At 48.8% G+C, this 15,051-nt stretch carries 16 protein-coding genes; 9 read left to right on the top strand and 7 right to left on the bottom strand.

Annotated elements, in window-relative coordinates:
* Positions 1-11 precede the first annotated feature (11 nt).
* From atwA to ACHZA2_RS10950, 4 genes are all read left to right on the top strand, one after another.
* Positions 12-1,616 carry a methyl coenzyme M reductase system, component A2 gene (atwA, locus tag ACHZA2_RS10935; RefSeq protein ID WP_319579733.1) on the top strand — a complete coding sequence of 535 codons (1,605 nt, stop codon included), beginning with the start codon at positions 12-14 and terminating at the stop codon, positions 1,614-1,616.
* On the top strand, positions 1,613-2,545 hold the full coding sequence (locus tag ACHZA2_RS10940) for an MBL fold metallo-hydrolase (RefSeq protein WP_319579734.1): 933 nt from the start codon (positions 1,613-1,615) through the stop codon (positions 2,543-2,545). Before atwA ends, ACHZA2_RS10940 begins: the two co-directional genes overlap by 4 nt.
* A 57-nt stretch (positions 2,546-2,602) precedes the next feature.
* Complete coding sequence (modD, locus tag ACHZA2_RS10945; protein ID WP_319579735.1) at positions 2,603-3,457, top strand: ModD protein; 855 nt, start codon at positions 2,603-2,605, stop codon at positions 3,455-3,457.
* A gap of 181 nt (positions 3,458-3,638) precedes the next feature.
* Positions 3,639-4,520, top strand: a complete 882-nt coding sequence (locus tag ACHZA2_RS10950) for an Mrp/NBP35 family ATP-binding protein (RefSeq protein WP_319579736.1) — start codon at positions 3,639-3,641, stop codon at positions 4,518-4,520.
* Between the two features lie 72 nt (positions 4,521-4,592).
* Here ACHZA2_RS10950 and ACHZA2_RS10955 read toward each other — a convergent pair whose 3' ends face one another.
* Positions 4,593-5,207, bottom strand: a complete 615-nt coding sequence (locus ACHZA2_RS10955; RefSeq protein WP_319579737.1) for a hypothetical protein — start codon at positions 5,205-5,207, stop codon at positions 4,593-4,595.
* A gap of 220 nt (positions 5,208-5,427) precedes the next feature.
* Between ACHZA2_RS10955 and ACHZA2_RS10960 the strand changes: the two genes are divergently transcribed.
* Positions 5,428-6,012, top strand: a complete 585-nt coding sequence (locus tag ACHZA2_RS10960) for a tetratricopeptide repeat protein (protein ID WP_319579738.1) — start codon at positions 5,428-5,430, stop codon at positions 6,010-6,012.
* A 275-nt stretch (positions 6,013-6,287) separates the two neighbouring features.
* Here the strand turns inward: ACHZA2_RS10960 and ACHZA2_RS10965 are convergent, their stop codons facing one another.
* The gene (locus ACHZA2_RS10965) at positions 6,288-6,611 is read right to left on the bottom strand and encodes a hypothetical protein (RefSeq protein WP_319579739.1); all 324 of its coding nucleotides are present in this window, start codon (positions 6,609-6,611) and stop codon (positions 6,288-6,290) included.
* A gap of 10 nt (positions 6,612-6,621) precedes the next feature.
* Positions 6,622-6,852: a hypothetical protein gene (locus ACHZA2_RS10970; RefSeq protein ID WP_319538783.1), complete on the bottom strand. Its 231-nt coding sequence runs from the start codon at positions 6,850-6,852 to the stop codon at positions 6,622-6,624.
* Between the two features lie 144 nt (positions 6,853-6,996).
* Between ACHZA2_RS10970 and ACHZA2_RS10975 the strand changes: the two genes are divergently transcribed.
* The 4 genes from ACHZA2_RS10975 (at position 6,997) to ACHZA2_RS10990 (ending at position 11,212) form a co-directional block, all read left to right on the top strand.
* Entirely contained in the window at positions 6,997-7,782 is a 786-nt protein-coding gene (locus ACHZA2_RS10975) for an FHA domain-containing protein (RefSeq protein ID WP_319538782.1), read from the top strand.
* Between the two features lie 13 nt (positions 7,783-7,795).
* Complete coding sequence (locus ACHZA2_RS10980; RefSeq protein WP_319579740.1) at positions 7,796-9,052, top strand: serine/threonine-protein kinase; 1,257 nt, start codon at positions 7,796-7,798, stop codon at positions 9,050-9,052.
* 78 nt (positions 9,053-9,130) lie between these two features.
* A complete protein-coding gene (locus ACHZA2_RS10985) occupies positions 9,131-10,891 on the top strand; it encodes a PAS domain S-box protein (protein ID WP_319579741.1) in 1,761 nt (586 codons plus the stop codon).
* 99 nt (positions 10,892-10,990) lie between these two features.
* Positions 10,991-11,212 (top strand): hypothetical protein, encoded by a 222-nt coding sequence (locus tag ACHZA2_RS10990; protein ID WP_319579742.1) that lies wholly within the window; start codon positions 10,991-10,993, stop codon positions 11,210-11,212.
* A gap of 103 nt (positions 11,213-11,315) precedes the next feature.
* Here ACHZA2_RS10990 and ACHZA2_RS10995 read toward each other — a convergent pair whose 3' ends face one another.
* The 4 genes from ACHZA2_RS10995 to ACHZA2_RS11010 form a co-directional block, all read right to left on the bottom strand.
* Complete coding sequence (locus ACHZA2_RS10995; protein WP_319579743.1) at positions 11,316-12,158, bottom strand: 4Fe-4S binding protein; 843 nt, start codon at positions 12,156-12,158, stop codon at positions 11,316-11,318.
* 79 nt (positions 12,159-12,237) lie between these two features.
* Positions 12,238-13,323, bottom strand: coding sequence for a HAMP domain-containing sensor histidine kinase (locus ACHZA2_RS11000; protein ID WP_319579744.1), 1,086 nt, complete (start codon positions 13,321-13,323; stop codon positions 12,238-12,240).
* 292 nt (positions 13,324-13,615) lie between these two features.
* Positions 13,616-13,924, bottom strand: coding sequence for a cobalt transport protein CbiN (locus ACHZA2_RS11005; protein ID WP_319579745.1), 309 nt, complete (start codon positions 13,922-13,924; stop codon positions 13,616-13,618).
* A 2-nt stretch (positions 13,925-13,926) separates the two neighbouring features.
* A complete protein-coding gene (locus tag ACHZA2_RS11010; protein WP_319538776.1) occupies positions 13,927-14,643 on the bottom strand; it encodes an energy-coupling factor ABC transporter permease in 717 nt (238 codons plus the stop codon).
* Positions 14,644-15,051 lie beyond the last annotated feature (408 nt).

Consider the following 15,051-nt stretch of genomic DNA (forward strand, 5'->3'; position numbering starts at 1 on the left):
GCAGACAATACATGACCCGGCTCATTACCATAGAAAACCTGACTCTGGCGTTCGATGAAACGCCAGCCCTGAAAAACGTCTCTTTTACCCTTGATGAAGGAGAGATCCTCGGCATCATCGGCAGAAGCGGTGCAGGAAAGACGATCCTTATCCATCTGCTCCGTGGCATTGATCAGCCTCCGACCTCCGGGCGAATTATCTACCACATCGCTGCCTGCCCGTCCTGTGAGTATGTCACTGTTCAGAGTCATGCCGGGCAGAAATGCCCGAAGTGTGGTGGCATCCTTACAGCAATGGATGTGGACTTCTGGAGTCCTGATCAGGAACTCATGAAACGGAGGATAACCTCACGCAACGCGATCATGTTCCAGCGGACGTTTGCTCTGTACGGGAATGACCGTGTCATCGACAACGTCCTCCATGCCCTTGATGACACCGGGTACCCTGCCGGGAAAGCAATAGCCCGGGCAGCAGATCTTATCGACCAGGTGCGACTCTCACACCGGATGATGCACATCGCCCGTGACCTGTCAGGCGGTGAGAAGCAGCGGGTTGTACTTGCAAGGCAGCTGGCAAAGGATCCTTTCTGCCTCTTTGCAGACGAGCCGACCGGAACACTGGATCCCAAGACCGCTTTTCTCGTCCACAAGATGCTCAAGGAGGCTGCTGCTGCATCAGGGATGCCGATGGTCATCACCTCACATTTCACCCAGATCCTTGACGAGGTCGTGACAACGGCTATTCTTCTTGAGAATGGCGAGATCAAGGCATCAGGCTCTCCGCATGATGTCATGGCCACCTTTATGAAAGGGTTCCATGATGACGAAGTGTTCTGTTCAGTTGAATGCGGAACGCCGATCCTCCAGGCCCGGGATCTCGTGAAACAGTATGTCTCGCTTGATCGCGGGCTTATTCGTGCAGTCAATAACATCCAGTTTGAAGTCAACCACCAGGAGATCTTCGGGATCATCGGGACATCAGGAGCCGGGAAGACGACACTCTCGAAGATGATATCAGGCATCATCGAGCCGACCAGCGGTGAACTGAATATCAGGGTCGGTGATGAGTGGGTTGATATGACCAAGCCCGGGTATGACAACCGTGGCAGGGCAAAGCAGTACCTTGGTCTTCTTCACCAGGAGTACGACCTCTTTCCGCACCGGACCGTACTTGATAACCTGACCGATGCTATCGGGCTTGAGTTTCCCAAAGAACTTGCCATGCAGAAGGCCATCATCACGCTGAAGATGGCAGGGTTCACAGCCGAGAAGAGCAGGGAGATTTTGAACCGGCTCCCGGGAACACTGAGCGAGGGTGAACGTCACCGGGTTGCCCTTGCCCAGGTTCTGATCAGAGAACCGACCATCGTTGTTCTTGATGAGCCGACGGGAACGATGGACCCGATTACAAAGGTTGATGTCAAGCACTCGATCCTCCATTCACGCGAGGAGATGGAGGATACCTTCATCGTTGTGTCGCATGACATGGAGTTTGTCAGGGAGATCTGTGACCGGTGTGCTCTCATGCGGTTTGGCAAGATCATCAGGATCGGTCCGACTGCAGAGGTCCTTGCAGAAGTGACAGAGGAAGAGCGTCAGACGATGGCGAATGAATGAGACTCCTGGAGATAGATCGCGTCCGGATAACGGTGCTTGTTGACAACTACACCGATCTGCTCCGGTCTGATTCCTCGTCAGTTGTAACACGGCCGGATCTACAAAATGGGGAGGTTCTGCTGGCGGAACACGGGCTTTCTCTTCATATCACCGCATGGTCAGGCGACGAGTCACTATCAGTTCTGATGGATGCCGGTGCTTCAAAGGTCGCCCTTCTGTATAATGCGGCACTTCTCGGAATATCGTTGCATGATATCGCTGCCCTTGTGATAAGTCATGGCCATGATGATCACGTAGGTTCTCTGGTAGATGTTCTTGAACTATCTGAGAAGCCGGTTCCGGTGTACATTCATCCCGGTTCCTTTTCGAGGAGACAGAAGCGTTTTTCTGATAAGCCGTTTGTTGATATAGCTCCTCCTGATAAGGCTGCATGTATGGATGCCGGTGCAGAACTTCTCTTCACGTCCGGCCCCACATTGCTGTGGCAGGATCGGATCCTGATCACCGGGGAGATTGCACGCACTACCGTGTTTGAGCAGAGTAATCCTGTTTATTATGTGGAAGTGTCTGATTCGTCTGACTCCTGGGTTCCTGATCTCTTCCACGACGATCAGGCAGTCATCCTCAATCTGAAAGGAAAAGGTCTGGTAATCATCACCGGGTGTGCCCATGCAGGTGTCATCAATACGGTCCAGTACGCCAGAGCGATCACCGGTATTGACACGATCTATGCAGTCATTGGTGGATTCCATCTGTCTGGTCCGTTCTTCAGCAGGATCATCGATCCAACGGTTGCAACGATGCAGAAGATCCATCCCGGCTATGTCATTCCCCTGCACTGCACCGGCTGGGAGGCTATAAACCGGTTTATCGAGATGATGCCTGATCAGGTGGTACTCAATACTGTCGGGAGTGTATACACGTTCTGAATATGTTCTGAAAGGAGTTTGTCTGGTTACTTATATTCAAACGTTAAAAGAATTATTATGATATATTTTACTGAAAGTGACATTGATCGACTGATTGAGGACGATGTTCCGGCAGGGGATATGACAACGATATTGTTGGGCCTGTCCGGGAAGAAGGGTTCAATTACGCTTACTGCCAGAAACGAGATGATTGCCTGCTGCACCGAAGAAGCAGAACGTCTGTACAAAAAAGTCGGGCTTGATGTCAGGTATGTCGTTCCTTCGGGGACGAGCCTGCAACCCGGCGACACACTGATTGAGGCTATTGGCGATGCAAGTGCCATCCATCTGATCTGGCGGACCGGGGGTGCCATGATTGAATTTGCGTCAGGTATTGCCGGGCGTACACGAGAACTGGTCAGATCTGTTCAGGCTGAAAATCCGTCAGCTTCAGTTGCCGGGACACGGAAACACCCGCCATTTGTAAAAAAGATGGCATTAAAAGCACTACTTGTAGGTGGCGGAGTGCCGCACCGCACCGGTCTTTCTGATACCATCCTTATCTTCCGTGAACATCTATTGTTTACCGGTGGGTATGCTGAGTTGCCCGGAGTGGTGAAATCGGTCAGACAGAAGCAGAAAGAGAGAAAAATTGTTGTCGAAGCCCATAGCATCGAGGAAGCGCTTGTGGTCGTCAACTCCGGGGCTGATGCTATTCAACTGGATAAGATCCCCCTGGACCGATTTTCTGAATATGCTGGTCAGTGTCGTGCCATCAATCCGAATATCTGCGTAATCGCGGCAGGCTCCGTGAACGGTACCAATGCGGGAGCGTACGCAAAGGCCGGTGCCGATGTGCTCGTGACATCGTGGATGTATTATGCCCAGCCTGCTGATATCAAAGCTGAGATAGTGCCTATAACGGATTCCTGAAACGGAATCAGACCTTCAGGTACTTTCCATCATTTTTCACCCACAACATTATAATGAGCATCCTGAACTCAAAGGGAATGGATTATTACTCGTATGAGTAATAACTATGGTACGACCATGGGTCATCATCCAGGGTTTCCTGAAGATGATATCCATGCAGTATACGTAACGGAGTCCGTACATGACCGATGCTTCACCTGAACCAACACAGTCTTCTGAAAAACCGGAAGTTGATGATCATTCTCCAGCCTCCCACCCGGCTTCTGCTCATAAAGTTCCTGAAAAAGCAACAATTGATGTCAGACATGTAATCCTCATCCTATCAGGAAAAGGTGGGGTTGGCAAATCTACCGTTGCAGTCAACCTCGCATATGCTCTGGCTGCCCGTGGAAAACAGACCGGACTTTTGGATCTTGATATTCACGGACCAAATATTCCCAAAATGCTGGGACTTGAAGAGCATCAGCTCCAGGGTGATGGGGAGATGCTTGTCCCGGTCAGGATGACCGGAACTCTTCAGGTCATCTCAATGGCCTTTTTGCTGCAGAAAAAATCTGATCCCGTTGTCTGGCGGGGAGCTATCAAGATGGGGGTTATCAGGCAGTTCCTGTCTGAGGTAAGGTGGGGAAGTCTTGATTACCTGATCGTGGATCTCCCGCCTGGTACCGGGGACGAGGCTCTTACGATTGCACAGATTGCTCCGAACATCAGGGGAGCTGTGATTGTGACAACACCACAGGATGTTGCAACCCTGGACTCAACAAAAGCGATCACCTTTGCTGAGATGCTTGAGATGCCGGTCCTTGGAGTTATCGAGAATATGAGCGGTCTTTCTTGTCCTCACTGCCATGGCACCATCGATCTCTTTGGAAGCGGGGGAGGCGAGCGGATTGCACAGGAGCATCAGGTACCGTTCCTTGGGAAGATACCCCTTGATATCAAGATGAGAGAAGCCGGGGATGCAGGCCATCCGTTTATCGGGAAGAAACAGGATTCACCAACCTGGAAAGCCATTGACGAGGTTATGGACCGGCTGATGGCAGAGATTGAAAAACCAACATAACTTTTTTGAGTGCGATCCACTGAACCTGGATGTTCAGGCTCACAATGAGCCTGCCGGGAAAAAATCCGGGTATTACCAGAGGTCCCCACTGACATAGGGTGATACAGGATCATACGGCCATTTGAAATTCGGATCTTCGTTAGGGGAGAACGCTCCTGTCACTGTTTCAAGCCGGTATGGAGTCACACCCGGATAGAGGTCCTTGATCTGGTTCCATATAACCTGTGACGCGGTCTGATACTGGCGTGCTTCAATGAGGACCGAATTATCTTTGTATACCGGAGAATAGGGCTTACTTGCAAGATTCATCGCATTTGAGTACTCATCACCAGCTTTTGATGTGTAGTAAAGATATGCATTGATCTGCCTGGCACGTTGGTATAGTTCTGGGCTGATATTCATCTTTGCAAGTTGCTGCTGGGTAGTCTGAAGTTCACGTAGGTTTGTGCCATTTGGTATTGTCTGGTTAGACAAACCGTAGATCGTCTCATTTGCAATGTCAAGAAATTCAGCATCCTGGTATGGCCCGGTCGCTGGTGAAGGTTTGAGAGGGAACATCACCGTGGGCAGGGCTGCTGCATGGACGGTCCACATCGCTATGATGATCACCGCGATGAGAAACGACCGTCCTGAAATTGTATTTTTCAGGATGATTTGAGAGGATATTATCGCCTTCTTTCGTGTCATTGTTCTCCCCCGATATCTGACTCATTGGTGTAGATGTATAACTAATTTATGCACAGGGTCTTGAACTGAAATCATACCGTCTCCTGATGATAGGTGACAGTGAAAAGTATTTCTCATCCGCCACCAAGGTGAGCCTATGAATAGCAATGCTTTGTTCCCAAAAACCGTATTCCTGAAGGATGAAATGCTGTATTTCAGTTGCATCCTGGTATTTTTGTTTATGATTTCTCCTTTAGCATCAGCAGATGAGGGATATACTCAGGGGTGGCTCGGTGCCCCGGACTGGGTGCTTGACCGGACTGATACCAGTATTCTCCCTGATTTCTATTATCCCCGGAACATATCTGGAACTGATATCGAGATCCCGACTGTTTCGTCATCGATAGCCAAAGGTAATACTCTTCTTGCAGGTGGGTCGTTCCTTGATGCTAAACGACAGTTTGAAGAGGCGATTCGGTTGAATTCCCGATCATTTGATGCCTGGCTTGGCTTGGGGTATGCACTTGAGGGATCCAAGCGGTACCAGTCAGCAGTTGACTCGTACAAGACCGCGATCTCCTTGTCTGGCGGTGAGGAATCTGCCTGGGCGGCATATGCAGGGCTGGGCCGGGTCTCATTAGCACTGGGGCAGTACGAGGCGGCTGAACAGGCGTTTCAGACAGCTATCAGGATGGGAGAAGAGACGGGATATGCAGATACAGATCAGATGCAGAGTCTCTATGACAACCTTGCCAAAGCGAGACAGAAAATGGGAAACGAATTTGGGACTGTTTTTGCCCGTAACTCGGAAGACACAATCACTTGAGAATAACTCCTGATCGTTGTCTGGAATTTTCCCAAACATTTTCGGGAGGGATTCGTACAGACTGTGATGGTGAAGAGTCGTATCTTCATCTCTTCTTTTCACGTCACTGCGAAGAAAAAATAACTCTCCATATCCCGATGGAAGATACCAGGATATGGATACTTTGGAAAAAATGTGGTTTATTCACCTCATTCGCCGGAGTGTTTCACCTAAAGGAAGCGCCGAATCCTGCCTGTGGGAGACCAAACCCGGGTGTTCACACCCCGGGTTTTGGTTTAACCCCTGAACCTGTGGCCGCAGTCCTGCCCACCTGAGCCCGAATTCCCGCATCTGCCTCCGCCGGACTGGCCATACTTCATACCGGTTCCGTCCCTTGGTGCATTTCCGTTGTTCGGACAGTCTTCACGGATACAGGATCCACTCCCTGACCCGCCCTGCTGGCCTGCATTATTCTGGTACGCGTGGTAGCCAACCTGATTTCCAGTTCCGTCCTGCGGACCCATTTTTCCTGCCCCTGATACCGGAAGGGCTACAACCAGAATTACCAGAACAGCAATGACACTGATCCCAACTATCGTAAGGGTTTTTTGGTTCATCATCTCACCGATCTCACGTAGTCAGATCTCTTCCGTACTTCATCCCGGTCCCGTCACGGGGTGGAGTCTGGTTGTTTGGACAATCAGTCTGTGGGCAGTCCGGGTTCGGGCATACCCCGGTGTCTGCTGATCCTGATCCGTTCTGCAGCATCTTTGTGTTTCCATTCTGTCCGGCTGCTGATGCCGGAAGGATGGTTGCGAGGGCGATAAGGCCCACAATAAGAACTATTACTATTGCTTTCATGTTGTGTCACCCGCTTTAGCGGTGCATAGACACACATATCACGGGGTACAATATAAACGCCCAAAATGGGATCTGTTCACCCTCTGAACCTGGTGGTTATCAGGGGTAGAGATGATATGATGAAGAGACCAATCAACAACAGAGGTGAATGACATATCATCTGATAATTCTCATGACCGGACGATCCTTTCAGGATCAGACCCTGAGTTCATCGCTGAACTCTCAGAATACCTCGATGTCCTGGCAAGCCCGGTCAGACTTCAGATGTTGTCATTTATGGGAACCAGACCCAGGACAGTCAGACAGGTTGCCCATGAGATCTCCACCAGTTACGAAAATACAAAGAAACATCTGACCCGGCTTCTCTCCCTTGGTCTGATACGAAAAGAGATCGGTGTCTCTGATGATCCATCAAACCATGGACAGCCGGTCTTCTACTACTCTCTCATCCCGGGAGGCCTGGATCAGGCAACCCGCAACCTTGCTCTCTTCACCTCGGTTTCAGGTTCAGGGTTGTCAGGATTATCAGATCGAATCGAGACCGCAAAGAAGGGGCTCATAGATATAATGCCTGGAAAAGGCCCTTCACTCTCACTGACCAACGGGCCTGATAGCGGACGCAGATATGAGTTGAAGAGCGAGATGTACCGGATTGGCAGGAGTGAGGAAGGAGAGGAGGTTCTCGTCACCGAGCCGGTTATCATCCTTGGAGATGAGTATAGATCCGTAAGCCGGGCGTCCCGGCCCCATGCATGGCTGCGCAAGAAGTCTGGTGTGTGGACCATCGAGGATGGGAACAGCAAAGGGGGAACATACGTGAACGGAAAGCCTGTCCCACATGAGCCGGTCCCCCTCACTAATGAAGACCTGATCGAACTCTCACCAGGATCACTGGGAGCAAGTTTCCTGTACCTGTCCGGAAAACCCTGATAGACTACTGTTTATGAAGACAACAATTTTTCCTGCAGATCCGGAACTGCTCCGGAGATCAGGAGTAAAGAGCCTGACTCCTCATGTTCTCAACCTCCTGCTTGCCGGATCATACCTGGTTTTGATCCTCCTCCTCGCATCATCACCGGCCCACCGGTATGGCGGGATGGGTGGTCCAATGAGCGGTGGAGTGAACGCAGGTATGGGCGGTTCGACGGTATCACTGCCTCTGGTTTACCTCCTCTTCTCACTGCTGATTATCGTGCATCTGGCATCCCTGTACCGGTCTCGTCTTCCCTGGCATCTGTTTATGGCTGTGGGGCTTGGTATGATCATCTCCTCGACCTTGACGCTCGGTCTTTTCTTCTTTGTCCGTCAGTATTCAAACCTACTACAGTCAGTCTATCCGGTCCCCTCACTTGTTTCCATCTCTTTGATACTCTCGTTTCTACTGGGAGTCTATGGAGTGACTGAACTGGTCCGGAAACGACATTCGATGGAAGAGAATGAGAAAGACGGGTCCCGCTCCACCTTCCCCCTGTCGCAAGAACGATACCGTAATATCAGGCTGCTCACTGAAGGGGGTGTCGGGACGATATGGTACGCAGAGCGGATCAGTGATGATCTTCCTGTAGTTGTCAAGGTTCCTCGAAGGGATGATGAACAGACAGGAATGTCATTTATGCAGGAGATCAGTGTATGGAAAGATCTTGAGCACCCCCATATTGCTCAGGTGCTCTCAGCAAACATCCTCCCGGTCCCGTATATTGAGATCGAGTACCTTCCTGGAACACTGGCAGATCTAGAAAAGCCGTTACCGGTCCCGCAGGCTCTGCAGATCATCACAAGCCTGGTGTCAGCCCTTATCTATGCCCATGACCGGGGTGTGGCCCATTGTGACATCAAACCATCCAATATCCTTCTCACGCAGGACAATGTCCCAAGACTGACTGACTGGGGGCTTGCCAGGTCAGGCTCATCCAGGTGGTCAGTATCAGGATTCTCTCCGCGGTATGCAGCACCAGAACAGAATCTGCCAAATCCCGGTTGTGGATACGGTACAGACATCTGGCAGATTGGGATGGTCTTTACAGATCTTCTGACTGGCAGGGCAGAGTTCCCTTCAGAAACTGAACCGGTTTTTTTGCAGCGGGAAGGTGCTGATATTCTTCCGGTTCTGCAGAGATGCCTTGCATCAGATCCGCATGACCGGTATCGCTCAGCAAAGGCACTCATGGAAGATCTGAATGCCATATTATCCCGCTCGTAATCTGCCATACCGTCAGAGATAAATGATACCAAAATAATCCTTATTCACGGTATCTTTGAATAATCCGAGTGTGACCTGATGACCCAGCCTGGTACTACCATACGTCTCTCATATCTCAAAACATGGCCATTTGCTGCCCTGGTCATTACAACCCTCACCAGTCTGGGAGTAAGCCTCTACTTTCTCCAGATGGGTATCTCCATAGTCTTTCAAAACCTGTTTTACTTTCCTATCCTTATTGCCTGTACATTTTATCAGAGAAGAGGGCTGTTCTTTTCAGTTGTACTCTCGTTCATCTATTTTTTTCTCATCATCTCCTATTCACATGATTCAATGGTTTTACTGCAGGCATTGGTCAGGGTATTCATCTTTATTCTGATAGCCGCCGTTATCACCATCCTCTCTCAGATGAATAAAGAGGGTCAGGAGCAACTGCAGAAGAAAGAAGCACTTTTCCGTGGTGTCTTTGATATCATGCCAAGTGGTTCTACAATATATAGTGTGACCGGAAAGGGAGAGCATGACTCTGGTTATCGTATAGAAGATATCAACAGCACGGCTCTTGGGTACGAACAGAGGCAGAAGTCAGAGGTTATTGGGCGAACACTAACTGATGCTCATTTGGTTATTCATGACAGTAATCTGGTTCCACGGCTTTTGGATACCCAAAAAAGCACCAGGCCGGTCTCCTATCAGGCAGAGGTGAGGAGAGGTGATGGAACTGTCGGATATTATGACACATCCCTGTTCAGGCTTCCCACCGGGGAGGTCGTCTCGATTTATACCGATGTCACCGATAAGAGACTGATGGAGGAGGAACTCAAAGCAAGCGAAGAGAAGTTCAGACTTGCCATGGAGGCGACCTCTGATGGGTTATGGGACTGGAACATGCTGACCGGGGTGGTGTATTTCAGCCCTGCATTTGCCAGTATTCTCGATGAGGATCATATTGAACCAGTCTATGAGTCCTGGGAGTCACGAATACACCCGGCAGATAAAGAGAGAACACTCGCTTCCCTGAATGAGCACATATCTGGAAAGACCAGTCACTGGAGGGTTGAGACCCGGCTGAAGAGATCGGATGGGTCATGGAAGTGGGTAATGGATCGTGGTTCGGTCGTTGCATGGGATGAAACAGGAGAGCCGACAAGGATGATCGGAAGCATTGTTGACATCTCTGAGCAGAAACGGATCGAAGAGGTCATCAGGATCGAGAGAGACCGGGCTGAACAGTACCTCAATATTGCAGAAGTCATGATCGTGGCCCTCTCCCATGATGGAACCGTCGTGCTCATAAACCGAAAAGGAGCAGAGATGCTTGGGGGATCTGTCGATGATATCATCGGACAGGATTGGTTTGATTCATTTGTTCCCCCTGATATGAGAGAATCCGTTCGTGAAACCTTCATTTCCCTCATGGATGGGGCTGATGAGATGTACTCATCCTCAGAGAATGAGATAATCACGCGTGGAGGAAAGCGGATCCTGATCTCATGGGTGAATACAATTATTAAGACCCCTGTCGGTCAGATCATCGGTACCCTCTCATCAGGTGAAGATCTGACCATGAGAAAAGAACTGGAGAAGGAGAAGACAAGTCTGCTTGATCAGATACAGCAGAACCTTGCCCAGATGGCCTATCTCAATGATAACATCCGAAATCCTCTAACAATAATCATGGCCTTATCTGAGATCCACTTTGATGGGGAGGCAGGTAAAAAAATTCAGGAACAGATTGAGATCATTGATGATAGTATCACCCAACTGGATACCAGATGGAGTGAATCTGAGAAAGTGCTGGATTTTATCCGGAAACACTATCAGATCACTCCGAAATAGGATTGAGCCTCCTCATTCCTCACCATTGGATTTCTGACTATTCGTCAGACTCTCATCAGATAAGTTCCTCTCTTCTCCCGGTCCTTGAATTTTTATCACATGATCCGGTGGACCAAGGTCATTTTCGTTGCTTTCTGGGTGAGGAACTCTGGCAGTGGTCTCGACATCCGTATCCTCTGGTTCGGTCTCGTTCTCATCGCCGATTCCGACACCTCCCTCTCCTGGGCACAGAAGAAGAGGTCAACCGGTGTGATATGTGTTCAGTACTTCTCCTTGCTGAAATGTTATTGCAACTACCATCGCCTTCGGGGCCAGAGTTGATTGCCCTTGCATCAGAAATGTGCGATTCTACTAAACCATCTCTGATACCATCTGATACTTCTGGTATCTTTTTCCCCTGAATTAGATCTGAATAATCCTTTCGTTATTCCTCACTCTTGCGGTGATTTGCATACACAAGTGCTCCGGACACCGGGCACACCGTTGTACACCGGCCGCAGAGAAAACATTCAGACTTGGTACTAGTCCTGAATGCCTCCCGGGTAGGGCATACCTGTTCGCATTTCCCACATTCAATGCAGGCATCGGTCCGGCTTAGTCTGTAGAATGAGAGGTATGATCCTGCGGTGAGAATCAGGCCGTAAGGACAGATAAATCTGCAGAACGGGCGGTACACGATGAGTCCGAGAGCCATCAGTACTGCAAACAACCAGAACCATTCAGAAGAGAGATCAAGGAAGAAGAATGATCGTATTCCCATACATTTGAACAGGCATGCTGAAAGGAGCAGGGCATACCCGGCAAATATTCCGCCGATGATGATGTGAATACCCAGTACTGTACGCTTGTAGGGGAGAGAGAGTTTAGGAACCGGGGCCTTTGACAATAACTCCTGGATTGCTCCGATGGGGCAGACACTACTGCAGTATACCCTTCCTGCAAGGATCGTGACCGCGATGAACAGGATGAGGAAGAACAGTACCGCTGAAAGAGGCATTCCAAGCTGACGGACTTCCCCGAGAAGGACCTGTTGAAACTGGTACGGGGCGACCGGGGCGAAAACGAGGAACCCGAAGAGGGTAGAGAGGACGAGGAGGATCATCTGCACTGGAGTGGTGAATCTCCCTGACCGGTACAGATAGATGATGACCGGAATTGCAATAAGGGCGTATGCCAGCCCGACCTGCTGTGGAATAAAGGAGACGACCATGATAGTGTATCCATCCTGGGGAGGGATAAGGAATGTGGTAGATAGTATCTGGTCCAACTCCTTCTCTCATATGAGATGAATAAACCTGTTCCCTATGGAAACCGAACCGAACTATCTCGAGCCTATGAAACTGAGTTCATCCTTGATCAGGGATTGTTGTTGGGTTCTTTTCACTGTTCACAAACTGGAATGAGCCTGCAGGCACGAATATCTCAAACCTGACCCCTTTTCCCTGCTCACCAGTCTCTCGTATTGAAAGATCGGTAATCGCCAGGATCTCCTGAGTGAGGAACAGACCCATTCCTGTGTGTTTACCGAATCCACGGTTGAATATTTTCGCTTTCTCATCTGGGGTGATCCCGACTCCATTGTCCTGGTAGATAAGGATGAGTTCAAATCCGGTCTGTTCAGATGAGAAGAGAATCTTTGTTACATGTTCACCATGCCTGATCGAGTTATCAATCAGATTCTCACAGATAAGCGGGAAAAGGGGATCTGCATAGATCTCTATCGGAGGTGATGAAATACCGGCAATATCGATAGAAATGTTCTCGTATTGAAAGGTAGATCTGATCTTTTGTACGACTTCACTGATATTATGCCAGACTGGTGATCGAATTCCAATATCCTGATAATGTCGTGTGAACTCTATCTGTCGTCTGATAGCATCTGCTGCATGTTGTTCTTTCTTCATAATTTCCAGAAGAGAGGCATCATTGCACATCTCTCTGGCAATCTCCTGATATCCGAGAAGAGCTGTTAACTGGTTTAAAATATCATGTCTCGTAATGCTTGAGAGGATATTCAGTTTCTTGTTTGCGGTCTGATACGCATCCTGTGTCTTTTTTAGTTCTTCTTTCTCAAGAACTTCCTCTTCCCTATATTCATTCAGGCATCTGACAAGTGATCCTACGATATAGGCTATCATACAGAGGATACACGCCCTGAAGACTGAATCCGCTGATATATATCCCAGAACGAGATACGTAACGCCAATGTGAAGAAGTCCGAAAAATATCGCTATCAATACTGCCTTTCGCTGGAACCAGATGGCTGCAATGATAATTATGAGATAAAAGAGGTGAGTGTAGACGATAGAGATCTGTAGTGTATAGTGAACAATAAACTCCAGAATAATAGCGAATGCTATGAAAATTGCCAGGGAATATCCTTTGGATTTTACCACTAAACACTGACAGAATTCATCGTTCTGCACCGGCATGTATGTACATCTTTTTTTCTTGAAGGTTTGAATCCTGTGATCTATGTCAGAATCTTACTACAACCGGCTGGTGTGTATGATTGGCAATCAGCACAGCATTGGTGAACAGAAGAAGTAAGATATTTTTCAGTGCAGGAACCGTGAACGTCATCGGGACCGATGAACGGAGGAATGATCATCGATGAGATGAACCAGAGGATACGTGATCCCAGGAAAAAAAAATTTGATTTCTGGATCGTTTCTTTCTCAACACAGATGCGTGTGATGGAATCAGGTTCGATTTTGTCTTCAATCAGGTGATTGGTGAATTTTTTCTCTGACCGAGCCAGTACCCGAAGATGATGCCAAGAATCAGTGCTCCAAAGGCACACTGAAGTGCGAAGAGGGTTGCCTCAATCTCTCCAGATGGTGGTTCGTACTGCGGAATCAGCGGTTTGTATGATTCTACCGGATTTCCGGTCAATTCAGAGATCATCTCTGATCCGACATCATCTGATCCGCTGAACTCATGCTCTCCGCCTGAACTTACCGAGAGAAACACCGCGATGAATCCGAGAACGGCGATGAGGGTGATTATTTCAAGTTTATAGTTCGTGATCATGGTTACACTCCGGTCTGGACTGAAGTGGCATCCTGTTTCTGTGCCTGTGCAATCTGTTCCTCAGAGAAGACATTTAGTCTGATCAGAATATCGGGTTTCAGCGATACGATATACTTGAAGACCAGGGCAAGGACGCAGCCTTCAACGATTGAGAGAGGAATCTGTGTTACTGCAAAGATCGCGAAGAATGCTCCGAATGAGGCAGCAACCCCACCGGCTGCTGCTGGGTATGCAAGGGCAAGTTCCAGTGAAGTGATGATATATGTCACCAGATCGGCAACTGCTGATACAATGAAGACCGTGACGTAGATATTGACTGATGTGTCTTTTAGAATCCTGTACAGGGCATATCCGGCAATGGGACCACCGATGGCCATTGAGACCATGTTTGCTCCCATCGTGGACAAGCCACCGTGAGCAAGAAAGAGTGACTGGAATAGCAGCACGATCGCACCAATGATCGAGGTGATGAAGACCCCGAAACACATGGTCGAGAGTCCGGTTCCGGTCGGATGTGAGCAACTGCCGGTAACCGACGGGAGTTTGAGGGCAGAGAGTATGAAGATGAATGCTCCGCATACGCCAAGGAGCGGGAGATTGTCCCTGTCTTTTTTGATCATCGAACGCAGTTGAATAACTCCGAGGACAAGGAACGGAATGGCAATTATCCACCATACCAGACACCATTGCCAGGGTAGAAAACCTTCCATGATATGCATACTATAGACTCCTAATAAAATTTTAAGAACTTTACCAAAGAATGTTTGTGCTAATGCTATTTATTTTGATCAAAAACAATTTTTTTGAATTTTGTGATTTGGTCGCTAAAGTTCATTGGTGACATTTCATTCTGATCACTCGAAAAGAGAGTAAGTGGTTAGAACTCAGTTTCGGTGTAGTTCAAGGAATATCATTTTTATAAGGCATGCGGGTTCTGTAAGTAAGATATCTGCCGACATCTCTGTTCTGAATTATAATGGGCTACCTCCCGACAATCTGTTTGTACTTCGGATCGGTGGAGATATATCCAGCCCAAATTTCCATGGATTACATTCCCTGACTGATCAAATAAAACCCTGCAGATTCTGACAATTTTATGGGGTAGATGTAAGTACCATGCTAGTATG

The sequence above is a fragment of the uncultured Methanospirillum sp. genome (assembly GCF_963668415.2).
In the GTDB taxonomy this organism is placed as follows: Archaea; Halobacteriota; Methanomicrobia; order Methanomicrobiales; family Methanospirillaceae; genus Methanospirillum.

Bases quoted from the DNA above. Each gene is read 5' to 3' on its own strand.
- atwA (WP_319579733.1), top strand. From the start codon at position 12: ATGACCCGGCTCATTACCATAGAAAACCTGACTCTGGCGTTCGATGAA.
- ACHZA2_RS10940 (WP_319579734.1), top strand. From the start codon at position 1,613: ATGAGACTCCTGGAGATAGATCGCGTCCGGATAACGGTGCTTGTTGAC.
- modD (WP_319579735.1), top strand. From the start codon at position 2,603: ATGATATATTTTACTGAAAGTGACATTGATCGACTGATTGAGGACGAT.
- ACHZA2_RS10950 (WP_319579736.1), top strand. From the start codon at position 3,639: ATGACCGATGCTTCACCTGAACCAACACAGTCTTCTGAAAAACCGGAA.
- ACHZA2_RS10955 (WP_319579737.1), bottom strand. From the start codon at position 5,207: ATGACACGAAAGAAGGCGATAATATCCTCTCAAATCATCCTGAAAAAT.
- ACHZA2_RS10960 (WP_319579738.1), top strand. From the start codon at position 5,428: ATGATTTCTCCTTTAGCATCAGCAGATGAGGGATATACTCAGGGGTGG.
- ACHZA2_RS10965 (WP_319579739.1), bottom strand. From the start codon at position 6,611: ATGATGAACCAAAAAACCCTTACGATAGTTGGGATCAGTGTCATTGCT.
- ACHZA2_RS10970 (WP_319538783.1), bottom strand. From the start codon at position 6,852: ATGAAAGCAATAGTAATAGTTCTTATTGTGGGCCTTATCGCCCTCGCA.
- ACHZA2_RS10980 (WP_319579740.1), top strand. From the start codon at position 7,796: ATGAAGACAACAATTTTTCCTGCAGATCCGGAACTGCTCCGGAGATCA.
- ACHZA2_RS10985 (WP_319579741.1), top strand. From the start codon at position 9,131: ATGACCCAGCCTGGTACTACCATACGTCTCTCATATCTCAAAACATGG.
- ACHZA2_RS10990 (WP_319579742.1), top strand. From the start codon at position 10,991: ATGATCCGGTGGACCAAGGTCATTTTCGTTGCTTTCTGGGTGAGGAAC.
- ACHZA2_RS11000 (WP_319579744.1), bottom strand. From the start codon at position 13,323: ATGCCGGTGCAGAACGATGAATTCTGTCAGTGTTTAGTGGTAAAATCC.
- ACHZA2_RS11005 (WP_319579745.1), bottom strand. From the start codon at position 13,924: ATGATCACGAACTATAAACTTGAAATAATCACCCTCATCGCCGTTCTC.
- ACHZA2_RS11010 (WP_319538776.1), bottom strand. From the start codon at position 14,643: ATGCATATCATGGAAGGTTTTCTACCCTGGCAATGGTGTCTGGTATGG.